The organism is Pseudaminobacter soli (ex Li et al. 2025), from assembly GCF_029892515.1.
Lineage (GTDB): Bacteria > Pseudomonadota > Alphaproteobacteria > Rhizobiales > Rhizobiaceae > Pseudaminobacter > Pseudaminobacter soli_A.
The window spans coordinates 1,093,569-1,116,344 of record NZ_JARXVF010000001.1; the positions used below are offsets into that span (position 1 = coordinate 1,093,569).

The following is a 22,776-nucleotide window of genomic DNA, read 5'->3' on the forward strand; positions in this document are numbered from 1 at the left end:
TTGTCTCCCCTCTCCTGTCAGACGCGTTCGATGATGGTGGCGGTGCCCATGCCCGCACCGATGCAGAGCGTGACCAGGGCGGTGTTGAGGTTGCGCCGCTCCAGCTCGTCGAGCACGGTGCCGAAGATCATCGCGCCGGTGGCGCCGAGTGGATGGCCCATGGCGATGGCGCCGCCATTTACGTTGATCCTGTCGTGCGGAATGTCGAAGGCCTGCATGTAGCGCAGCACGACTGAGGCGAAGGCCTCGTTGAGCTCGAACAGGTCGATGTCCGAGAGCTTCATCTTGGCGCGCTTGAGCAGCTTTTCGGTGACGTCGACCGGGCCGGTCAGCATCAGCACCGGCTCGGAGCCGATATTCGCGAAAGCGCGGATGCGGGCACGGGGTTTCAGGCCCATCGCCTTGCCGGCCTTTTTGGAACCGAGCAGCACGGCGGCCGCGCCATCGACGATGCCGGACGAATTGCCGGCGTGGTGGACGTGGTTCACCGCTTCGATCTCAGGATGTTTCTGCACCGCGACCGCGTCGAAGCCGCCCATCTCGCCCGGCATGACGAAGGACGCATTGAGAGAGGCCAGCCCCTGCATGTCGGTGGTCGGGCGCATATGCTCGTCATGGTCGAGGATGGTCAGGCCGTTCTGGTCCTTGATCGGGATCACCGAGTTCTTGAAGTAGCCCTTTTCCCAGGAATTGGCGGCGCGCTTCTGGCTCTCGACCGCATAGGCGTCGACGTCGTCGCGCGAAAAACCGTATTTGGTGGCGATGAGATCGGCCGAAATGCCCTGCGGCACGAACCAGGCCGGCATGCCGACCGAAGGGTCCATGAACCAGGCGCCGCCCGACATGCCCATGCCGACACGGCTCATCGACTCCACGCCGCCGGCAATCACGATCTCGTCGGCGCCCTGGGCGATTTTTGCAGCGCCGAAATTGATGGCGTCGAGGCCCGAGGCGCAGAAGCGGGAGATCTGCATGCCGGGCGCCTTGTTGTCATAGCCTGCCTCGAATGCGGCAGCGCGCGGGATCACCGAGCCCGCTTCGCCAACCGGATCGACGCAACCGAAGATGATGTCGTCGACCGTCGAGGTGTCGAGCCCGTTGCGGTCGCGGATGGCTTCCAGCGTGCGAGCCGCCAGCCGCACTGCCGGAACCTCGTGCAGCGAGCCGTCCTTCTTGCCGCGCCCGCGCGGGGTGCGCACGGCATCATAAACATATGCATCGGCCATGGTGACGTTACCTCCTGAAATCTCAATTTTGCGGTGCGACGATAACTTCGCTCTTCACCGAGTTGGCGATGAAGCAGGCGTCGTGCGCCTGCCTGTGAATTTCCGCGAGCTTTGCCCTGTCTCCACGGATTTCGACCTCCGGACGCAGGGTGACGCGGGTGATGGCGGTGCGGCCGTCGGCATTCTTCTCTAAAAGACCTTCCGCCTTGTCGTGGTAGGACAGGATCTCGAGACCGGCCCGCCGGGCAAAGTCCAGGAACCAGAGCATGTGGCAGGAGGCTAGCGAGGCGACGAACATCTCCTCCGGATCGACCGCGGCTTTCGAGGCATAGGGCTCGCGCACCACCACTGGTGCCGGCGAGCCGAGGAAAGTAGTTCCGCCATCGAAAGCGATCTGGTGCACGCGGGTGTAACGGCCAGTCGAAAACTGATCGCCTTCAGCCGGTTTCCAGCTCAGCTCCGCGGTGTGGATCGACATGGCTTCCTCCTAAAGGCTCCGCGCAATCAGCAGCTTCATGATCTCGTTTGTGCCGCCATAGATGCGCTGCACGCGGGCATCACGATACATGCGCGCGATCGGGTATTCATTCATGTAGCCATAGCCGCCATGCAATTGCAGGCACTCGTCCACGACCTTGCCTTGCAGCTCGCTCAGCCAGTACTTGGCCATGGAGGCCGTGACCGGATCAAGCCCGTCATTCAGGTGGCGCTGGACGCAATCGTTGTAGAAGACACGGCCGATGGTTGCCTCGGTCTTCAGCTCGGCCAGCTTGAACTGGGTATTCTGGAATTCGAGGATCGGCTTGCCGAAGGCGCTACGTTCCTTGACGTAGTCGATGGTCACGGCAAGCGCACGCTCTGCCATGGCAATCGCCGTGGCCCCGATCTGCAGGCGCTCCTGCGGCAGCTGCTGCATGAGCTGGACAAAACCCTGCCCTTCTTCGGTGCCGAGCAGATTGGCTGTCGGCACGCGCACATCGTTGAAGAAAAGCTCGGACGTGTCGTTGGATTTCAGGCCGATCTTGTCAAGGTTGCGGCCACGCTCGAAGCCTTCGACCTCGTCGGTCTCGACCACGATCAACGAAGTGCCCTTGGCGCCCTTCGACGGATCGGTCTTGGTGACGACGACGATCAGATTGGCGAGCTGGCCATTGGTGATGAAGGTTTTCGAGCCGTTGATGCGGTACTGGTTACCGTCGCGAATGGCGGAGGTTTTTACGCCCTGGAGGTCCGAGCCGGCACCGGGCTCGGTCATGGCGATGGCGCCGATCAGCTCGCCGGTCGCCATTTTCGGAAGCCACTTCTTCTTCTGCTCCTCCGAGCCATAGCGGAGGATGTAGGGCGCGACGATGGAGTTGTGTAGCGCGATGCCGAAGCCGTCGACGCCGACATGGCTGATGGCTTCCATGATGGCGCTTTCATGCGCGAACGTGCCGCCCGAGCCGCCGTATTCCTCCGGCATGGAGGCGCAGAGCAGCCCCGCCTCGCCGGCCTTCCGCCAGCTTTCGCGATCGAATATCTCGGCCTTCTCGAATTCCTCGTAACGCGGCGCGATCTCGGCCTCGAGGAACTTAGTCGCCATGTCGTAGAGCATGGCGACGTCTTCGGTGACCCAAGCCGGTTTAGGCAGACCAAGCACTTCGGCGGGATTGGTCGTCATGCGTTCGCTCCTCCCCTTGCATCATGGGCCGGCAGAGCCGGCCCGACAACTCAGAACGCCTCGGCCGGCAGCGCCATCATGGTGTCCGCACCGCTGGACAGGCGAGAAAGGTGCGCCGACGTCTCGGGCATGGCACGCTCCATGAAATAGCGGCCGGTGACGAGCTTGTGCTCGTAGAAGGCCGCGTTGTCGCCGGCGCCGTTGGCGAGCTTGCCATGGGAGACCTTGACCATGCGGCCCCACATGTAGCCGAGCGCGACGAGGCCGAAGAGATGCAGGTAGTCGGTGGACGCGGCACCGGCATTGTCGGGCTTGGCCATGCCATTCTGCATCAGCCACATGGTGGCGGCCTGCAGGTCGTTGAGACCTTTCTTCAGCGCCTTGGTGTAGGGCACCATCTTCTCGTCGGCGCGGCTTTCCTCGCAGAAGTCGCCGACCTCCTTGAAGAAGGCCTGCAGCGCCCGGCCGCCATTCAGCGCCAGCTTGCGGCCGACGAGATCGAGCGCCTGGATGCCGTTGGCGCCTTCGTAGATCATGGCGATGCGGGCATCGCGCACAAACTGGCTCATGCCGTGTTCTTCGATATAGCCGTGGCCGCCGAACGCCTGCTGCGCCATCACCGCATGCTCAAAACCCTTGTCGGTGAGAACGCCCTTAACCACCGGCGTCATCAAGCCCATGTGGTCGTCGGCCGCCTGGCGCTCGGCCTCGTCCTCGCCGCAATGGGAGATGTCAGCCTTGAGCGCGGTCCACAGCACCAGCGCACGGCCCGCCTCGTTAAAGGCCTTCATCGTCATCAGGTTGCGACGGATGTCGGGGTGGACGATGATCGGGTCGGCCTTCTTGTCCGGCGCCTTGGAGCCGGACAGCGAGCGGCCCTGCAGACGCTCCCTGGCGTATTCCACCGCGCCCTGATAGGCGGCTTCCGACACGGCCAGGCCCTGCAGGCCGACGCCCAGACGCGCCTCGTTCATCATGGTGAACATGGCCTTCAGGCCGCCATTCTCCGCCCCGAGCAGATAGCCGATGGCCTCGTCGTAGTTCATGACGCAGGTGGAGTTGCCGTGGATGCCCATCTTCTCTTCGATGGAACCGCAGGAGACGGCATTGCGCTCACCGGGTTCGCCGGCGCCGTTGAGCAGGAATTTCGGGACGATGAAAAGCGAGATCCCCTTCACGCCTTCCGGCGCACCCTCGATGCGGGCCAGCACCAGATGGACGATATTGTCCGACATATCGTGCTCGCCGGCGGAGATGAAGATCTTCTGGCCGGAAATCTTGTAGGTGCCGTCACCGTTCGGAACGGCCTTGGTGCGCAGCAAGCCGAGATCGGTGCCGCAATGCGGCTCGGTGAGGTTCATGGTGCCGGTCCAGCCACCCTCGACCAGTTTTGGCAGCCAGGTGTTCTTCTGCTCGTCGGTGCCGTGGGCCAGAACGGCCGCAATGGCGCCCTGGGTCAGGCCCGGATACATCATCAGCGCCATGTTGGCCGAGACCATGTATTCGGCGACCGCCGAGTGCACCGTGTAAGGCAGCCCCTGCCCGCCGAATTCGACTGGTGCCGCGAGCCCGAGCCAGCCGCCCTCGCGATACTGGTCGAAGGCTTCCCTAAATCCCTTGGGGGTGGTGACCGAGCCGTCGGCGTGGCGCAAGCAGCCTTCCATGTCGCCGACACGATTGGTGGGCTGGAGCACGTTTTCAGCGAGCTTGGCGCCTTCGCCAAGGATGGCCTCGAGCACATCGGGCGCGGCGTCGGAAAATCCAGGAAGATTGCTGTAGCGCTCGTAGCCGAGCACCTCATTCAGCACGAAAAGCGTATCTTGAACCGGCGCCCTGTATGACGGCATCGCACAACCTCCACCACAAATATGCGGCTTCGATGCCCCGTCCGTGAAGCGTCGAGTCCGCTTTCCGAATATTGTGGCCATAGCAATAATTGACGTTTGCGTAAACGTCAATTTACGTGGCGTTGATTTTTCGTCGCAGCCGTGAGCCGCAAAAGCCGCTCAAGAACGGGCCCTGGCAAGCTCCTCAGTCGGCGACCGCCGCAATCCAACACGCAAAGAAAAAGGCCGCGCGACACCCACTCAGGGCGTCGCACGGCCTTTTGATAGGAGCCTTGCGGCTATCGGTCAGTCGTTGGCGGCAACCGGCATCGGGCGCTGCTCGGCAAGCTTGCTGCGCACGACCGCCATGGCGTCGGTCAACTCGCCGATGGCCTCGTCAATGGCCTGCCGCTGCTTGTTGAGACGGGCAAGCTGCTTCTCCGACTTGTCGAGCGCAACGCGCAGCTGCTTGGTGTTCGAGCCGTTGGGCTCGTAGAGGTCCATCATCTGCTTGACGTCGCGAAGCGAGAAACCGACCTTGCGGCCGAGCAGGATGAGCTTGAGGCGGGTCTCCTCGCGGTGCGTGTACAGACGAGTGCTGCCTTCACGCTGCGGGTTGAGCAGGCCCTTGTCTTCATAGAAGCGCAGCGTGCGCAGCGTCACGCCATACTTCTTGGCCATTTCCCCGATGCGGACGAGGTTTTCGTCCGTTTCGTCGATAATGTTGTCCGTGGTGGCCGCCATATCGTCGGCCTTCATAAGTTTCATAGTCATTTGCTTTTCCCGTTGGGGGGGTGCGGCGTGGCGGCCAACACCGGGATGGAAGCAGCGGGGGCTAAGGCTTTTTACGCCTGGCTTCCAGTCAAGGTTTCTTCAGGATCAATGCCGTGAGCGGCGAACTGTTCGCACCACTTACGTTTACGTCAATGCTATACTCACGACATCCCGGTCTTGCAAGCGCCGAGTGCGCAAAACAGTTTTAGACGATTTTAACGAAATCCTTACTCCGACGGGCCGGCAGTTAACGGGTTGTTTACCACGTTAGGCGAAAGGTGCGCTGGTCGGCCTGTCGTGGATATCCCGTATCGAATTGTTCACGGTTTCGCGGAGTGTGGGCGAGCCTTGGAAATAGCCTTTTCGCAGCGCAAGCGCACGCATCCGTTCCGACAGTGAATTTCACACTGGCTCATGCCAGCAACCGGCGAACGGACGTTTCGATGAACAGCAAGCGCTCCTATCTCGACACAATCAATGCCGGACGGCCGCGCAGGTCGTATACCTCACTCGAGGAACTCAATCGCTCGCTCGACAATCTCCAGCAGCGCCTCGGTCGTCACGCGGAGCCCGAAGCGGAGCTTCCGCGCAGCTTCGCCGAGCTTCGCGCGGTGCGCGACACGGGCACCGCTGAGCAGGCTTATCAGACCATCGCCCGCGACCTCGACCGCATTCGCAGCCAGGAAGACGGCGTCGCCGCTTTCGGCAAGATCGCGAACGAACTGAAGACCCTGCGCGATGATCTGCGCCAGCAGGTCTCGTCGGGCATGCGCAACGAGTTCGAGGCGATGCGCCGGGACATCGAGCGCGTCGGCCAGTCGTCGGCGGACCGCGACGCGCGCGAACTCAATCTGGAATTCGAGCGGCTCTCCGGCGCCATCCTGGCGCTGTCGGAACGCGCGGACGACAAGAGCATCAACCTGCTCAGGCTTGAACTGGAACAGGTCAAGGGCGCGCTCGACACGCTGGCCCGCGAGGAGACCGTGCTCTCGGTCGACCGCCGCTGGGACGACTTTGACCGCCGCTGGACTGATTTCGAAGGCCGCGTGGCATCCAGCCAGGCGCAGGACCCGGCGATCACCGCCCTGACCCAGCGTCTCGAACAGATCAGCAATGCAGTCGACAACCTACCGGAATCGCTTTCGCTGCGCTCCCTTGAAGAAAAAGTCCGTATGCTGGCCGGCGCAGTCGAGCATTTCGCCCGTCAGAACGAGAGCCGCGGCGGCGAGACCTTCAACCAGATCGAAGAGCGCCTAGACGAGATTTCCCGCGCCATCGTGGCTTCCACCGCAGCGCTGACGCAGGCCAATTTCGACCCCGAGCCGTTCGAGCGGATCGAGGCCAGGATTTCCTCGCTCGCCCGGCAGATCGAGGAAGTGGCCAACGACCATCCCACGCACGAGGTGATCGAGCGGCTGAGCCAGCTGTCGCAGCGCGTCGATGAAATCAGCACGCAGGTGCACCTGCCCGAAGCCGCCGTCGAGCGGATCGGCCAGCAGATCGCCGGCATTGCCGAAAAGATCGACCGGGCGCCGGTGGCCCCCAATGCGGATCACATCTTTCAGGGCATCGAGCAACGGCTCGACCTCTTCTCCAGCATGATCGAACGCCGTCAGGGCGACGCGCTGGAGCAGAGCAACATGCTATTCCGCGACCTGGAGCGCCGCTTCGACGAAGTCGCGGACCGGCTCGACCAGCGCGCCCACGTTTCCTCCTTCGACAATACCGGCATCATGGAAGCCATCGACGCCCGCTTCTCCGCACTTGCGGAGCGGTTCGGGGCCGACGAGGACGTGGTTCGCGGTCTCGAAACGCGTCTCGACGACATCTCGCGCCGCATCGACAGTTCTGCGCAGCAGTTTGCCGGTATCGATCCGGAACTGATCCGCAATCTGGAAGCGCAGGTCGCCGGGCTTTCCGAGCACCTCGCCCGCCCGACGAATCCGCTGCCCGAGTTCGAGGACATCGCCCCGCGCCTCGACGAGATCGAGCGCTCGATTGCCACCAGCCATGAATCCCTGCTCGAGGCCGCGCGCCAGGCCGCCGAAAACGCAGTGCTCTCGATGACCGGCTCGCCGAACCAGAGCGAAGCCGTCTCCGGCCTGGCCGACGATCTCCGCGCGCTGGAAGCGCTGACGCGCCGCTCGGACGAGCGCAACACCAAGACCTTCGAGGCGATCCACGATACGTTGCTGAAGATCGTCGACCGGCTGGGCTCGCTGGAACCCGTCGACCGCGTCGAAGCGATGCCAGAGCAGGAGCGGACGGCGCCGCAGAAGATGGCCGTGCAGGACACGCCGTCCCTGGACTTCGACGCTTCGCTGCCCCTGATGGGCGTGCTTGACGAACTGCAGGCGCCGAGCCCGGCCGATCGCGATGGTGCCGTGCGTTCGCCCGCCGAAGCCGCTATCGCCGCAGCAGCCGCTTCAGCCCTCGACTCCGACACAATCGCTGGCGACAAGCCGGTGGCCGCTTCCCATTCGCGGTTTGGCGGCCTGATGCGGGCCTTCTCCGGCCGCAAGCGCCAGAAGGCGGAAGAGCCCGCCGTCAACGCCCCCCTCGTCACCGAACAGGCCGAGGCCGCGCCGAGCGTCGACCTCGACATGCCGCTTGATCCGGACTTCGCCAACCGGCCGCTCGAGCCCGGCTCCGGCGCGCCCGACCTCAACGCCATCATGCGCCGGGTGCGCGACGAGCGCGGCCAGCAGGCCAAGCCCGCCGAGACCGACGCCGCGCGGGCAGACTTCATCGCCGCTGCGCGCCGCCGGGCACAGGCCGCCGCCGCCGAGGTGGAAGCGCTCAAGAACGGCTCCGAGCTCAAGGGCCCGGTCCGCGCGGTGCGCTTTGGCGACATGCTGAAGGCACGGCGCAAGCCCATCCTCATGGCTGCCGCCGCGGTCATGATGGCACTTGCCGGCCTGCAGCTCGGCAAGACCTTGATGACAGACGGCGTTCAGGTCGCCAAAGACGTAACGCCCCAGGACACCAACAAGACCGAAGACACCGCTGAACTCACCGCAAGCGAGACGCCTGTCGTCGAAACGGCGGAAAACGCCAAGCAGCCGGTTGTCGAACCTGAAGCTGTCGAGGCCAAGACCGTCGATCCGCAGCCCGTGCAAACGGCTCAGGCTCCGGCAATAGCCGATCAGCCCGCCGCGCCTGCTGCCCCGATGTCCTTTGCCGCTGCCCAGCCGGCAACGGCTGCCTTTGCCTCGCAGACCGACGCCGCCCTGCCCGCAGCTTCGGCGCCCACGGCCGCCCAGCAGCCGGCCGCAGACGCCGTATCGAAGACCGCTGCAATCGTCGTACCGGCCGAAGCCGGCCCGGCAGCGCTGCGCGAAGCCGCCGCTGCAGGCGACGCCAAGGCGCTGTTCGAGATCGGCTCGCGCTATGCGGACGGCCGCGGCGTGGCGACCGACACCAAGACGGCTGCGCAGTGGTATGAAAAGGCTGCCGAGCTCGGCCTCGCGCCCGCGCAGTACCGCATCGGCAATTTCTACGAAAAAGGCATCGGTGTCGAAAGCGACCTTGGCAAGGCCAAGCTGTGGTACCAGCTGGCCGCGAACCAGGGCAACGCCAGCGCCATGCACAATCTGGCCGTGCTGTTTGCCATGGGAGCCGACGGCGCGCCCGACAATGCAGCGGCCGTACGCTGGTTCAACCAGGCCGCGGAGCTCGGCGTCAAGGACAGCCAATTCAACCTCGGCATCCTCGCCGCCAAGGGCGTCGGCACGCAGCAGAACCTGGAAGACTCCTACAAATGGTTCTCGATCGTCGCCAACGGCGGCGACAAGGACGCAGGCGGCAAGCGCGACGAGATCGCCAAGGCTCTGCGTCCCGAGCAGCTGCAGCGCGCCCGCGCGGCGGCCGATCTGTGGAAGCCCAAGCAGCTCGACGCCTACGCCAATGCGGTCGATGTTCCCTCGGCCTGGCAGGAAGGCCAGACCAACACCGCAAATGTCGACGTGAAGGAAGCGGTCAAGAGCATCCAGGCCATCCTGAGCAAGAACGGCTACGACGCCGGCAGCACCGACGGCGTGATGGGCCAGAAGACCAAGGATGCGCTGGCCGCCTTCCAGAAGGCCAACGGCTTGCAGCCGACCGGCGAAGTCGACGAAAAGGTAGTGCGCGCGCTGCTGGCCCTGAAGTAGCAGCTGCTTCCCCAAGCAGATTGAGAGCCCCGCGGCTGATAGGTCGCGGGGCTTGTCGTTTTGCGCCCTTCTCTCATGCCCCCTTGGAAATGAGGCCCACCCAATGGCACAATGGGTTTGAGACGATGTGGTCGGATAGCAAAAAGGATGCAGGGCCAGTTCACAATGCTTCGCTGCGGCAGCGCCGGCATTCAGGCGGTGGCTGCTTCGTCGCGGCATGTCTTCCAGCGGCATTCGCACGAGCAGTTCGGGATCGGCGTGATCGATCACGGCGCGCAGAGATCGCTGAGCGGCCGTGGCACGGTGGAAGCCGGTGCCGGCGACATCATTACCGTCAATCCGGGCGAAGTGCATGACGGTGCGCCCATCGGCGACGCCGGCCGATCCTGGAGGATGCTCTATTTCGATCCCGAGATCGTGGTTGCCGCCGTCGAGGATATACGCGAGGTGGCGCCGGCCCATTCCGAGTTCCACCGGCCAGCCATGACCGACGCTGGTGCCGCTGATCTCTTCCGCCGTCTGTTCGCGACGATGACCAATCCCCATTCGCCCGAACTGCGCCGCGACGAACTGCTGCCGTTATTGCTGGCGCGCGTCGTCAGCGAGCGAGTGGAATTTGCTGGCGCGCCGTCGATGCCAGCCGCGATCCGGAAGGCGCGCGAACTTATCGACGATGCTCCGGCAGCGGCGCTGACGCTCGCCGACCTTGCCAAGGCAAGCGGGCTCAGCCGCTTCCAGCTTGTCCGCAGCTTTGCCAAGGCGACAGGTTTTACGCCGCATGCCTATATGCTCCAGCGGCGGGCCGACCTTGCCAGGCGGCTGATAGCGCGCGGCACAAGGCTCGCCGATGCTGCGGCCGAAAGCGGCTTCGCCGACCAGGCGCATATGACGCGCGTGTTCGCCCGCAAATATGGTGTGTCACCCGGCGTCTACGCCGCAGCCGTGGCCTGATTTCTAGCCCTCGCAATCCTGTTCAAGACATGCCGGCCGGTACGCGTTTCGATGTGCACCTACATGCGCAACACCTGGCAGGAGATAGTCCATGGGCATCGAATTCCTGATCACTTCACTCATAGTCGTCGCCTCGCCCGGCACCGGCGTGCTCTACACATTGGCGACGGGACTGACACATGGCGCGCGTGCCAGCGTTGTGGCGGCATTCGGCTGCACCATCGGCATCCTGCCGCACATGGCCGCCGCCATCTTCGGGTTGGCCGCGATCTTGCACGCTAGCGCGCTGGCCTTCGAAATCTTCAAATATGCGGGCGTGGCCTACCTGCTTTACATGGCCTGGAATGCGCTGCGCGAGAAGGGATCGCTCAACGTTGAAGAACGTTCGGAACCGCGCTCGATGGTCCGCCTGACCGTCACCGCCGTCCTCATCAACATCCTCAATCCAAAACTATCGATCTTCTTTTTGGCCTTCCTGCCGCAGTTCGTCAGCATCGCCGACCCGCATCCGATCGAGACCATGCTGCTGCTGAGCGGGGTCTTCATGGCGATGACCTTCATCGTCTTCGTCGGCTACGGACTGTTCGCAGCATCCGTGCGCGACAAAGTCATTTCGCGCCCACAGGTGATGGCCTGGATGCGCCGCAGCTTTGCGGCCGGCTTCGTGCTGCTCGGCGCGCGGCTGGCGCTGGCCGACCGCTAAGCACCTCCCGCGTCTGAACCTCGCTTATGACGCTATGTGACAGACAATCGGCGCTATCGTTAACCTGTTGACATGCTTTTCGTTTTAGACTGCATGCTGACTTTGATTTTGCCGTAATGTCGGCGCAAGGGCGTGCAATCACCCAAGGCAAGGAACAGACTTCGCCGGCGGGCATAGCGTAGAGTTTGACGGGTGGGTATCTATCTCCCGATCGCTGAATTATCAGTCAATATCTTCGTGCTGCTCGCCATGGGCGCGGCGGTGGGATTTTTGTCGGGCATGTTCGGCGTCGGCGGTGGCTTCCTCATCACCCCACTCCTGATCTTCTACAACATTCCGCCGGCAATCGCGGTGGCGACCGGCGCCAACCAGGTCATCGCCTCGTCCTTCTCCGGCGCGCTCGCCCATTTCAAGCGCGGCACGCTCGACTTCAAGCTGGGCGGTATGCTTCTGGTCGGCGGCGTGTTCGGCTCGACGCTCGGTATTTACGTGTTCTCGCTGCTGCGCGCCATCGGCCAGCTCGACCTGTTCATCTCGTTGCTCTACGTCGTGCTGCTCGGCTCGGTGGGTGGGCTGATGATGGTGGAAAGCATCAACGCACTGCGCCAGACCAAGGGCGGCGCTGCGCCGACGCTGAAGAAGCCCGGCCAGCACAACTGGATCCACCGCCTGCCGCTGAAGATGCGCTTTCGCGCCTCAAAGCTGTTCGTCAGTGTCATTCCGGTGCTGGGGCTGGGCGCCGGCATCGGTTTCCTGTCGTCGATCATGGGCGTGGGCGGCGGCTTCATCATGGTGCCGGCGCTGATCTACCTGCTCAAGGTACCGACCAACGTCGTTATCGGCACCTCGCTGTTCCAGATCATCTTCGTGTCGGCCTACACGACCATCGTGCATGCCACCACCAACCAGACAGTCGACATCGTGCTCGCCTTCGTACTGATGGTGGGCGGCGTGGCCGGCGCGCAGTATGGCGCCAAGGCCGGGCAGAGGCTGCGCGGCGAGCAGTTGCGTGCACTGCTGGCGCTGCTGGTTCTGGCGGTGGCGCTGCGCCTTGCGTACGACCTCTTCGTGCAGCCTGCCAATGTCTATACGCTGAGCGGCCTCGACGGAGGCCACCTATGAGGTCGGCGGCGGCGCTGGCCGCCATTGCGCTCGCCTGGCTATCGACGACGCCAGCGCTCGCGGTCGAGCTACCGCAGGAAACGATCCAGATCGGCCTCTCGACCGACCGCGTCGCCATTACCGCCGATTTCACCGGCGCGGATCTCACCATCTTCGGCGCGATCGAGAACTCAGATCCGCTGTTGGCGCGGCAGGGCCGCTACGACGTGATCGTAGCACTCGAGGGGCCGACGCGCCCGGTCGTCGTGCGCCGCAAGGACCGCGTGCTCGGCATGTGGATCAACGTCGATTCAGAGACGTTCGACAATGTGCCGTCGTCCTATTCGGTCGCCACCACGCGTCCGTGGCAGGATATAGCTGACCCCGAAAAATACCGGCAGCTCTCGCTTGGCGCCAACAATCTGCACATCGCGCCGGTGGACACCACCGAAACCCCGACAACCATTGCCGGCTTTGTGGCCGCCCTGCGGGAACTCAAGCAGAAGACCGGGCTCTACAGCGAGCGCATCGGCGGCGTGCAGTTCCTGTCGGCCAACCTGTTTCGCGCCAAGCTGCTCCTGGCGCCTGATGTGCCGGTGGGCACGCATCGGGCGCGCGCCTTTCTGTTCCGCAACGGCGTCTTCATCAAAGAGACTTCTGCGCAGCTGGCCATCTACAAGTCCGGTTTCGAGCAGGCGATCTACCGTTTTGCCATGCGCCACAGCCTTTGGTTTGGTATTTTCGCCGTGGTGCTGGCCATGATCACCGGTTGGCTCGGCCGCGTCATCTTCAGGAAGGACTGAGGGCGAGGGCATAGAGCGTCCTCCGACTAGCCAGTCTCTACCCGGGATGCAGCATCGCCCCCGCGATGGAGAAGATGCGGTGGGAACCGAGCATATAGGCGCGGAATTTTTCCCAGTCGAACAGGCCGTGATAGGCGCGATCGAGAACGTTGAGCGAGCCGGTATAGGCGCCGAAGGCCGGCATGATGATGCGGCTGCCGTCGCTGGCGAAGCAGCGGCGGCGGACCGAACGGCCACGCTGGACGATGCGCGCGCAAGGGTGCAGGTGACCGGCGATCTCGCCTTCGACAGGAGTGGCAGAGGGCTCGTGCCGGAAGCTTAAGCCCCCGACATGGATCTCGCTCACCGTGTCGCCGGGAAGCCCGGCCGGAGCCTGCGGATCATGATTGCCGGCAACCCAGAACCAGTCGCGGCCGGCCATCAGCGCTTCCAAAGCCTGCCGGAAGATCTCGGGCAGACGCGCAGCACCTTCACCATCGTGAAAGCTGTCGCCGAGACTGATCACCCGCCGTGGCCGGTAGTGGTCGATGACGGCGGCGAGATGCTGAAGCGTGGCCGCGGTATCGTAGGGCGGCAGCAGCGCGCCGCGCCGCGCGTAGGACGAGCCTTTTTCCAGATGCAGGTCAGACACGACAAGCAGTTCAAGCTCGGGCGCGAACAGCACACCGCGCCGGTCGCAGACCACGCGTTCGCCGGCGATCAGAATCGCCTCATCGCGCGGTTGCCGAGCCTTATGCGCCAGACTGCTCATTGCGGCCCCATGGCCTCCTCGATGATGCCCTCGGCTTCCAAGAGAAGCGTGTCGTCGGCATCGCCGCGCACCGCCTCCTTGCCGATTTCGAGCATGATGGGCACTGCCAGCGGCGAGATCTGCTCCAGCGGTTTATGCACGATTCGACCGCGAATGCGCGAGAGCATCTCGCCAAGCCTCCTGACATCGAGCAGGCCCATTGCGGCATCAGCGCGCGTAGCCTGCAGCAGAATGTGGTCGGGCTCATGGCTGCGAAGCACGTCGTAAATGAGGTCGGCCGAGACATTCACTTGCCGACCGCTTTTTTCCTGCCCCGGATGGCGCTTCTCGATCAGCCCCGAGATCAGCGCGCAATTGCGGAAGGTGCGCTTCAGCATCCAACTGTCGGCCAGCCAGGCATCGAGATCGTCGCCCAACATGTCCTCGTCGAACAACTGGCCAAGCGGCAGCTCGCCTCGCCCGAACATGTGCCCCATGTCGCCGAGCGACCAGATCGCCAGCGCATAGTCGGTGGCGACGAAGCCGAACGGCCGCGCGCCTGCGCGCTCCAACCGGCGGGTGAGCAGCATGCCGAGCGTCTGGTGTGCCGGACGCCCCTCGAACGGATAGGCGACCATGTAATGGCGCCCGCCGCGCGGGAAGGTCTCGATCAGCAGGTCGGAGCGCCTGGGCAGGATGGACTTTTCCGATTGCAACCGCAGCCAGTCGGCGACCTGATCAGGCAGTTGCTTCCAGCGCTGTGGATCGGCCAGCATGGCGCGCACGACATCGGCGAGATAGGTGGAAAGCGGGAACTTGCCGCCGCCGTAGTATGGCACCTTGGCGTCCTTGCCCGGCGCGTTGGAGACGAAGCATTCGTTTTCGCGGATGCCTTCAAAGCGCAGCACCTTGCCGGAAAACAAAAAGGTGTCGCCCGGCACCAGCGTTTCCAGAAACGCCTCTTCGATCTTGCCGAGCGCGGGTCCGCCACGCGCCGCCAGGCCCCTGCCCTCGCGCACATAGCGCACGGTGAGCGACGGCACCTCGATAATGGTGCCGACATTCAGCCGATATTGCTGGGCAACGCGCGGATGGCTGATGCGCCAGGTGCCATCCTTGGTCAGCTTGATGCGGGCATAGCGCTCATAGCTCTTCAGCGCATAGCCGCCGGTGGCGACGAAATCGACAACCCGGTCGAAGGTGCGGCGATCGAGCGTTGCATAGGGTGCCGCTGTGCGCACTTCCTCGAAAAGGTCGTCGGCGCGGAAGGGCGCACCACAGGCAACGCCCAGTACATGTTGGCAAAGCACGTCGAGCGCGCCTTCGACCAGCGGCGGCGTGTCCTGCGCGCCGAGATAATTCGCCTCCAGCGCCGCGCGGCATTCCAGCACCTCGAAGCGGTTGGCGGGAATGAGGATCGCCTGGCTGGGCTCGTCCATGCGGTGGTTGGAGCGACCGATGCGCTGGGCCAGCCGGCTCGCACCTTTGGGCGCGCCGACATGCACAACGAGATCGACGTCGCCCCAGTCGATGCCGAGATCGAGCGTTGAGGTGGCGACGATGCCGCGCAGGCTGTTCGTCTCCATCGCCTTTTCGACGCGGCGGCGCTGGCTGACATCGAGCGAGCCGTGGTGCAGCGCGATCGGCAGATTGTCGTCATTGGCGCGCCAAAGTTCCTGGAACAGGAATTCGGCCTGGCTGCGCGTGTTGACGAAGAGCAGCGTGGTCTTGTGTCGGCGGACCGCGTCGTAGATCTCGGGGATGGCATAGCGCGCCGAATGGCCGGCCCATGGCACGCGCTCTTCCGAGTCCAGAATGCTGATTTCCGGCTTGGCGCCGCCGGCGACCTCGATCAGGTCGGCCATGTCGCCGGGCGGATTTTGCCCGACCAGCCAGCGGCGCAACTCATCCGGGTCAGACACCGTGGCGGAGAGGCCGATGGCCTGAAGATCGGGCACGAAGCGGCGCAGCCGCGCCAGTCCGAGCGACAGTAGATGGCCGCGCTTGGAGGTGACCAGCGAATGCAGCTCGTCCAGCACGATGTAGCGCAGATCCTCGAAGAAGCGCGGCCCGTCCGGCGAGGCGATCAGCAGCGCAAGCTGCTCCGGCGTGGTCATCAGAATGTCGGGCGGCACCAGCTTCTGGCGCTGGCGCTTGTGGGATGGCGTGTCGCCGGTGCGTGTCTCCAGCGTAATCGGCAATCCGATCTCGGCCACCGGCTTGCCGAGGTTGCGCTCGATGTCGACGGCAAGCGCCTTGAGCGGCGAGATGTAGAGCGTGTGGATGCCGCGCCGCGCCTGTCCTGGCCGGCGCTTGGGCCTGTTCGCCAGATCGACCAGCGTGGGCAGGAAGCCGGCCAGCGTCTTGCCAGCGCCCGTCGGCGCAATCAGCAGCACCGACTTTCCGGCCTGGGCACGGACCAGCAGATCAAGCTGATGGGCGCGCGGCGACCAGCCTCGGCTCTCGAACCATTTCAGGAACGGTTCGGGCAGGATGGCGGATTGCTCGCTCGGCTCGGATCGGCTCTGGTCGTTCACGCGTCAGAACTAGCGCGACGCGAACCGGCCGCCAAGCGATTTTGCGAACAAAACAGGATCATTTATATCGGAAGACTGACAGCTGCCGCCGGATGCACTATCGCGGGTTCTGACATTTCAACGAGGCCACGCAGTGAAGCCAGACCAAGAAAGTTCCGATCACGAGCGGATCGTCGCGCTCGAAGCGCGTATCGCAGCACTCGAGAAGCTTGTTGGTGAGCTGCAGCAGAGCATCCTGCAATCGCAGGCAGGCACGACCGCAAAGCCGGCCGAAAAGCCGTTGCGCTCGCGCGGAATGTTGGGCCGTCCTCGAACGGGCCAATAGGGATATCGGAAGAAAAACTCAGCGCGCCGGAGGAGCTTTGCGCGCAATCACGATCAGGCCTTCGATGGGTTGGCCGCGATCCTGTCTGATGATGTGTGGTTCTAGAGAAACAAGGGTAAGGGCATTCCTGGTCAGGACGCTACGCACATAATTTTCGGAGTGTGCGTAGCGTCGCGAGGGCTGGAGGATGAGATCCCCCTCCCCTCGCCAATATTCCACCGAGAAGGCGAACAGCCCTCCTTCCCGCAGCATCGAAGCTGCCGTGGCCGTGACCTTTTCCAGTGCGCCGACATACATGAAGACATCGGCCGCCGCGACGAGATCGACTTGCGCGCCGTCGTAAGCGAGCGCCTGCAGGTCGGCCTTGACCAGCCGGTCGTAGACGCTCTTGCCGCGCGCGATGCCGAGCATGCCGGCGGAAATGTCGTAACCTTCGAGATGGTCGCAATATGGGCGCAGCTTTTCGCCCATCAGGCCGGTGCCGCAGCCGAGATCGCTTGCGCTTGCGAAGCGCCCGGGATGCGCAACGCGGATTGCCGCGTCGAGCAGGGCTGGCACATTGTAGGCCAGCCGGTTGACGAGTGAGTCGTCGAATTTGGGCGCATATTGGTCGAACAGCGCCTCAACGAAGGCGCTAGGCGGCGCGCCGCCCGGGCCAGCCTCGCCGATCAACTCGAGCTTCAGCCCTGCACCGAACCTGTCTTCCGGTTCCAGCTCCAGCGCGTGGCGCCAGGCCTTCGCCGCGCCTGCCTTGTCCCCTGCCGCCTCGTGCATTTCGCCGAGCCGGAACCAGCCAAGCGCCCATTGCGGCACGAGCTCAAGCGCACCGAGCATCAGCTCGGCTGCAGCGGCATGATCGCCCGAACCGAACAGCATTTCTGCGTAATCGGCGCGGCGATCCGCCAGTACATCACCCGACGACGTTTGCAGCGGCTTCAAGCAGCGTTGGACCTGTAAAAGAGGAAATCCGGGCGCGGATACGTCCGGAGCGGCGCGCTCTTTATCAGGCTTTTCCGACGCGCACAAATGCCTATTTTGAGAGCATGCGCGCCAGTGATCTTCTCTGCTCCCGCCCTGAAGGGCTTTACTGCCCGCCCGGCGATTTCTTCATCGATCCGGTGCGGCCGGTGGCGCGCGCGCTGATCACCCACGGCCATTCCGACCATGCCCGCCCCGGCCACCGCGCAGTGCTCGCCACGCCCGAGACGCTGGACATCATGGAGCTGCGCTGCGGGCCGGATTTTACCGGGTCGCGGCAGGCGATGCGGCTTGGCGAAACGATTTCGCTGAACGACGTCAAGGTGACGTTCCAGCCCGCCGGCCACGTGCTGGGCTCGGCGCAGATCTGCGTCGAGCATCGCGGCATGCGCATCGTCGCTTCCGGCGACTACAAGCGCCAGCCCGATGCAACCTGCGCCCCCTTCATTCCCATCCCCTGCGACGTCTTCATCACCGAGGCGACCTTCGGCCTGCCGGTGTTCCGCCATCCGCATCCGAGCAACGAGGTCTCGCGGCTGTTGAAGTCAGTCGAGCAATTTCCTGAACGCACCCATCTTGTGGGCGCCTATGCGCTCGGCAAGGCACAGCGCGTCATCAGCCTGCTGCGCCAGGCAGGCTATGACCGAACCATCTATATTCACGGCGCGCTGGCAAAACTCTGCGACTATTATCAGAGCCGAGGCGTCAAGCTGGGCGACCTCCAGCCCGCGACGGTCGAGGCAGGCGGCAAGGAAGATTTCGCCGGCGAAATCGTGGTCGGTCCGCCCGCTGCCTTCTCCGACCGCTGGGCGCGGCGCTTTCCCGACCCCGTCGCCTGCTTCGCCTCGGGCTGGATGCGCATACGCCAGCGCGCCAAGCAGCGCGGGGTGGAGCTGCCGCTGATCATCTCCGACCATTCGGACTGGGACGAGCTGACCGAGACCATCACCGAGACGGGCGCGGGCGAGGTTTGGGTAACGCACGGCCGCGAGGAGGCCCTGGTGCGCTGGTGCGAGCTGGACGGCATCGCGGCGCGGCCCTTGCATTTGGTGGGGTACGAGGACGAGGGGGATTGATGCATCGCTTTGCCGAACTGCTCGACCGCCTGGTGCTGACGCCCTCGCGCAACGGCAAGCTGACCCTGCTGACCGACTATTTCCGTGACGTCGAAGACCCCGACCGGGGGCTGGCGCTGGCCGCCATTACCGGCGACCTGTCGATCGCGGCGGTGAAGCCGGCCATGCTGCGCACGCTGGTAACCGAGCGCATGGACCCGGTGCTGTTCGGCTATTCCTACGACTATGTCGGCGACCTTGCCGAAACCGTTTCGCTGGTGTGGCCAGAGCCGCCGGCGCACCGCACGGCAAACATCCGCCCCACCCTGGCCGATGTGGTCGGTGCGCTGCAAGCGGCGAGCCGTTCCGATGGGCCGCGCGTGCTGGCACGCCTGCTCGACCGCGCCGACATTTCGGCCCGCTACGCCATCATCAAGCTGGTGACCGGGGGCTTGCGCATCGGCGTTTCGGCACGGCTGGCCAAGCAGGCGCTGGCCGATCTCGGCAAGGTGGACGTTGCCGAGATCGAGGAACTGTGGCACGGGCTGACGCCACCCTATACCGAGCTTTTCGGATGGTTGGAGGGCAAGGGCCCTAAGCCGGAAACTGCCGCCAAGGCGCTGTTTCGCCCGGTTATGCTGGCCAATCCGGTGGACGACGGCGATCTCGAAAGGCTCGATCCGGCTGACTATGCCGCCGAATGGAAATGGGACGGAATTCGCGTGCAAGCGGTGTGCGAAGGTGGCGTCCGCCGGCTCTATTCACGCACCGGCGACGACATTTCGCCGGCCTTTCCCGATCTCGTCGAAGCCATGACCTTCGAGGGCGTTCTGGACGGCGAGTTGCTGGTGGGCGATCCACAACGTGAAACGGGCACCTTCTCCGACCTGCAGCAGCGGCTGAACCGCAAGACGGTGTCCGCCAAGATGCTCGAGCTCTATCCGGTGTTCATACGCTGCTACGACCTTCTGCAGGAAGGCGCGGAGGACGTGCGCGCCCTGCCCTTCCTGGAGCGGCGCGCGCGGCTCGAAAATTTCGTGCGCCGGCTCGACCCCGCCCGCTTCGACCTCTCACCGCTTGCGCTGTTTGCCGACTGGTCGGCGCTCGAAGAGATGCGCAGCAACCCGCCGCATCCGGTGATCGAGGGCGTGATGCTGAAGCGGCGCGACTCGGCCTATCTCGCCGGCCGTCCGAAAGGCCCATGGTTCAAATGGAAGCGCGATCCCTTCACCGTGGATGCGGTGCTGATGTATGCGCAGCGCGGCCACGGCAAGCGCTCCAGCTTCTATTCCGACTACACATTCGGCGTCTGGGCCGGGCCGGAAGGAGCCGAAGAACTGGTGCCGGTGGGCAAGGCCTATTTCGGCTTCACCGACGAGGAACTGCGGCAGATCGACAAATTCGTGCGCGACAACACCATCGAGCGTTTTGGGCCCGTGCGCTCGGTGCGCGCCGACCGCAGCCACGGGCTCGTGCTTGAGGTCGCCTTCGAGGGGCTGAACCGCTCGACGCGGCACAAGTCGGGCGTCGCCATGCGTTTCCCGCGCATTTCGCGCCTGCGCTGGGACAAGCCGGCCGGCGAGGCCGACCGTATCGAGACGTTGCAAGCGCTGCTCGACTAAGCTTTCCCCTACTCCGAGACGGAGACGCGAATCTCGTAGACGTCGACCGGCTTGCCCTGGCCGCCAACATCGGAGTTGATGGCGATGGTGCCGCCCGAACCGGGATTCTTCGAGCGAAAGTCCAGCTCGAACAGATAGTCGCCGCGACCATCGCCGACGGCGTAGCGCTTGCGCCCGCAGCCGCCGAGCTCGCCAAAATTGCAATCGACCGACATCTGCGTTGCCTGCCCGTCAGCGCCGCGCGCAATGATGTCGAACGTCGCCACCTTGCCGGCGAGCTTTTCAAGCACCCCCTGGCCAACGTCGAACAGGATGGCTTCATCCGATCCGCCCGAGCGGATGCGCAGGAAACTGCCGGAGCCGTCCTGCATCACCTCTGCCGAGGTGTGGCCCGGTGCGGTGACCCCCGTAGCGTCGGCCGGCGAAAACACGTCGATCCAGTTGCGGCTCGGATCGACTTGGCCCTGCTTGATCGGCGCGCCTTCGTTTTCGGGAATGAAATCCTCGCTGGCCGTGGTCCGCGCCGGGTTGCGCACTGAGGTGTCGCGCTCGGCCGCCGATTTGAACATGCCGGTCTGGAACGCCCACCAGCCGCCGATGCCGACGGCGGCGATTACCGTGGCGGTGACGAAGATGCGGCCGAACGGGATGCGGAAACCCCGACGCGCGCGGCGTTCGTCGCGCTCGCCCTCGACCGCCAGGCTGTCGGCGCGCACCGCCTTGCGGCGGCCATTGCCATTGCGTCCTTCGATGGAAATGTCGGGCGCGGCCGCGCCGCGGCCGCTATTGCCCGGCCGCACATCGTCGAGGCTGGGCTCGAAGCTGTTGCCTGCCGGATCGACGGCGGCAGCGGCCAGCGTGAATTCGGTCTCGATCTCGGCGATCTTGGCCTGCAAGGCCTTGCGGCGATTGATGGCGGCTTCGACCGTGAGGTTCGGATTCGCCTTCAGGGCGCGATCGAGCGCAGCAAAAGCCGACCGATAGACTTTCTCGCGAAAATCCCGGTCCTCGGCATTTCCTTTTTCGAAGGCGCTGCGGATCGCCTTTTCGATAGGATCCAACCCGGTTTCCTCATCGTACGGTTCATTCTTGCATGATGGTTAGACGCAGCCGGCCTTTCAGGCAACGCCCGCTTTTGTCATTATCCCGGCCCGCAAGGCCGCGAATGCCATTTTTTGCGTCGAAGGACGGCCTCTAGTTGGCGACAGGCCCCGGCTTCGGGTCGCATAGATCAAGCTCGGCAATCACGCTAATGCGGATCGGGGAAGCCAGCCCTCTTTGATTCCCTGCTCGAGTCGCCGCTGGGACTTGATCGCAGCAACCTCCTCAGTCCACTGATGCGGCACGAATCACGCGCAGTCGCCACGGCGCCCGATCCTCACCGCCCGCACCGGCCTGAGGTCCGCTGCCGGCCCCTGTTGGCCTGATAGATAGGCCTCGCAATCAACCGCCTAAGTGTGGAAGGTTTGAAAACGAACGTATAAATCAGCACGAAGGCCGCTTGAAATTGCCGCGCAATGCGGCTATCACCCGCTCACCGTTTCGCGCCTCGCCGCGAAAACATGGTCGCCGCTTTAGCTCAGTTGGTAGAGCACATCATTCGTAATGATGGGGTCGCGTGTTCGAGTCACGCAAGCGGCACCACTAAATTCCAAGAATCTAGCTAGACCTGCGCGTCTCCGGGCGCTGCCCGTGCATGACATTTTCTAGATCATGATCAGCCCCTGCCGCATCGCTGTGGCGATGGCATCGGTGCGGTTGGCGGCGCCGAGCTTCACCAGGATCGCCGCGACATGGAATTTGACGGTATGCACGGAAATGTCGAGTTGCCGCGCGATCACCTTGTTTGGTGCGCCCTCGGCAAGCAGGGCCAGCACCTCCGCCTCGCGCGGCGAAAGCCGGATCGAAGCCTCGTGTTCTGCCTCACCCTCGGCCGACAAACCGTCAGCCAGATGGTCGTCGGCCGGGTCGCGCCCATTCATTTCAGTTGATGCATGGGCGATACGATAGCCCGCAGCGGCAAGCCGTGTGGCCGCCGCGATCAGCGCCGTGTCGGCGTCCCGCGGCAACACGGCCGCAACCGTCGCCGGCCAGTTCGTCACCCTGGAGGCGAGGACGATCAAGGGTACGCCTTGCGCGCGCACGCCGCTCGCGGTTTCGTCATCGACGATGGCCACGTCGGCGTGGTCGCCTTCGGCCAGTTCTCCGGTCGTCACCGGCACCAGTCCGTCGTCCTCCGACAGGCGAAGCGCAAGCTGCTCGCTCGACGCCGCGTCCCCGAGCGCCACCAGAACGAGCAACCTGTGTTGCGTCTCCGCCATAGCCAGCATCGGC

General features: G+C 64.2%; 17 protein-coding genes and 1 tRNA gene. 8 read left to right on the forward strand and 10 right to left on the reverse strand.

Going from position 1 to position 22,776, the window contains the following annotated elements; all coding sequences use genetic code 11:
* Positions 1-17: 17 nt before the first annotated feature.
* From M2281_RS05200 to M2281_RS05220, 5 genes are all read right to left on the reverse strand, one after another.
* Positions 18-1,226 (reverse strand): acetyl-CoA C-acetyltransferase, encoded by a 1,209-nt coding sequence (locus M2281_RS05200; protein ID WP_280820021.1) that lies wholly within the window; start codon positions 1,224-1,226, stop codon positions 18-20.
* Positions 1,227-1,248: 22 nt separating this feature from the next.
* The gene (locus M2281_RS05205; protein WP_280820022.1) at positions 1,249-1,704 is read right to left on the reverse strand and encodes an OsmC family protein; all 456 of its coding nucleotides are present in this window, start codon (positions 1,702-1,704) and stop codon (positions 1,249-1,251) included.
* Positions 1,705-1,713: 9 nt separating this feature from the next.
* Positions 1,714-2,886 carry an acyl-CoA dehydrogenase family protein gene (locus tag M2281_RS05210; protein WP_280820023.1) on the reverse strand — a complete coding sequence of 391 codons (1,173 nt, stop codon included), beginning with the start codon at positions 2,884-2,886 and terminating at the stop codon, positions 1,714-1,716.
* Between the two features lie 50 nt (positions 2,887-2,936).
* A complete protein-coding gene (locus M2281_RS05215; RefSeq protein ID WP_280820024.1) occupies positions 2,937-4,733 on the reverse strand; it encodes an acyl-CoA dehydrogenase C-terminal domain-containing protein in 1,797 nt (598 codons plus the stop codon).
* 285 nt (positions 4,734-5,018) lie between these two features.
* Positions 5,019-5,486 (reverse strand): MerR family transcriptional regulator, encoded by a 468-nt coding sequence (locus tag M2281_RS05220; RefSeq protein ID WP_280820025.1) that lies wholly within the window; start codon positions 5,484-5,486, stop codon positions 5,019-5,021.
* A gap of 443 nt (positions 5,487-5,929) precedes the next feature.
* Between M2281_RS05220 and M2281_RS05225 the strand changes: the two genes are divergently transcribed.
* The 5 genes from M2281_RS05225 (at position 5,930) to M2281_RS05245 (ending at position 13,195) form a co-directional block, all read left to right on the forward strand.
* On the forward strand, positions 5,930-9,637 hold the full coding sequence (locus M2281_RS05225) for a peptidoglycan-binding protein (RefSeq protein WP_280820026.1): 3,708 nt from the start codon (positions 5,930-5,932) through the stop codon (positions 9,635-9,637).
* 147 nt (positions 9,638-9,784) lie between these two features.
* Entirely contained in the window at positions 9,785-10,588 is an 804-nt protein-coding gene (locus M2281_RS05230; RefSeq protein ID WP_280820027.1) for an AraC family transcriptional regulator, read from the forward strand.
* 91 nt (positions 10,589-10,679) lie between these two features.
* Complete coding sequence (locus tag M2281_RS05235; RefSeq protein WP_280820028.1) at positions 10,680-11,291, forward strand: LysE family translocator; 612 nt, start codon at positions 10,680-10,682, stop codon at positions 11,289-11,291.
* Positions 11,292-11,483: 192 nt separating this feature from the next.
* Positions 11,484-12,413 carry a sulfite exporter TauE/SafE family protein gene (locus M2281_RS05240; RefSeq protein WP_280820029.1) on the forward strand — a complete coding sequence of 310 codons (930 nt, stop codon included), beginning with the start codon at positions 11,484-11,486 and terminating at the stop codon, positions 12,411-12,413.
* Positions 12,410-13,195, forward strand: a complete 786-nt coding sequence (locus tag M2281_RS05245) for a TIGR02186 family protein (RefSeq protein ID WP_280820030.1) — start codon at positions 12,410-12,412, stop codon at positions 13,193-13,195. Before M2281_RS05240 ends, M2281_RS05245 begins: the two co-directional genes overlap by 4 nt.
* Positions 13,196-13,232: 37 nt before the next feature.
* Here the strand turns inward: M2281_RS05245 and pdeM are convergent, their stop codons facing one another.
* The 3 genes from pdeM to M2281_RS05260 all read right to left on the reverse strand — a co-directional run bounded on the left by pdeM (position 13,233) and on the right by M2281_RS05260 (position 17,726).
* Positions 13,233-13,946 (reverse strand): ligase-associated DNA damage response endonuclease PdeM, encoded by a 714-nt coding sequence (gene pdeM / locus M2281_RS05250; RefSeq protein WP_280820031.1) that lies wholly within the window; start codon positions 13,944-13,946, stop codon positions 13,233-13,235.
* Positions 13,943-16,462: a ligase-associated DNA damage response DEXH box helicase gene (locus M2281_RS05255; RefSeq protein WP_280820032.1), complete on the reverse strand. Its 2,520-nt coding sequence runs from the start codon at positions 16,460-16,462 to the stop codon at positions 13,943-13,945. The genes pdeM and M2281_RS05255 overlap by 4 nt, the downstream gene beginning before the upstream one ends.
* Positions 16,463-16,805: 343 nt before the next feature.
* Positions 16,806-17,726 (reverse strand): class I SAM-dependent DNA methyltransferase, encoded by a 921-nt coding sequence (locus M2281_RS05260; RefSeq protein ID WP_280820033.1) that lies wholly within the window; start codon positions 17,724-17,726, stop codon positions 16,806-16,808.
* Positions 17,727-17,830: 104 nt separating this feature from the next.
* Between M2281_RS05260 and M2281_RS05265 the strand changes: the two genes are divergently transcribed.
* Positions 17,831-18,841, forward strand: a complete 1,011-nt coding sequence (locus tag M2281_RS05265; RefSeq protein WP_280820034.1) for a ligase-associated DNA damage response exonuclease — start codon at positions 17,831-17,833, stop codon at positions 18,839-18,841.
* Positions 18,841-20,442, forward strand: coding sequence for a cisplatin damage response ATP-dependent DNA ligase (locus M2281_RS05270; protein WP_280820035.1), 1,602 nt, complete (start codon positions 18,841-18,843; stop codon positions 20,440-20,442). The genes M2281_RS05265 and M2281_RS05270 overlap by 1 nt, the downstream gene beginning before the upstream one ends.
* An 8-nt stretch (positions 20,443-20,450) precedes the next feature.
* On the opposite strand, the gene M2281_RS05275 is transcribed toward M2281_RS05270, so the two are convergent.
* A complete protein-coding gene (locus tag M2281_RS05275) occupies positions 20,451-21,503 on the reverse strand; it encodes a hypothetical protein (protein ID WP_280820036.1) in 1,053 nt (350 codons plus the stop codon).
* Positions 21,504-22,010: 507 nt separating this feature from the next.
* Here M2281_RS05275 and M2281_RS05280 point away from each other — a divergent pair.
* Positions 22,011-22,086, forward strand: a tRNA-Thr gene (locus M2281_RS05280).
* 62 nt (positions 22,087-22,148) lie between these two features.
* Here M2281_RS05280 and M2281_RS05285 read toward each other — a convergent pair.
* Positions 22,149-22,772: a helix-turn-helix transcriptional regulator gene (locus M2281_RS05285; protein ID WP_280820037.1), complete on the reverse strand. Its 624-nt coding sequence runs from the start codon at positions 22,770-22,772 to the stop codon at positions 22,149-22,151.
* Positions 22,773-22,776 lie beyond the last annotated feature (4 nt).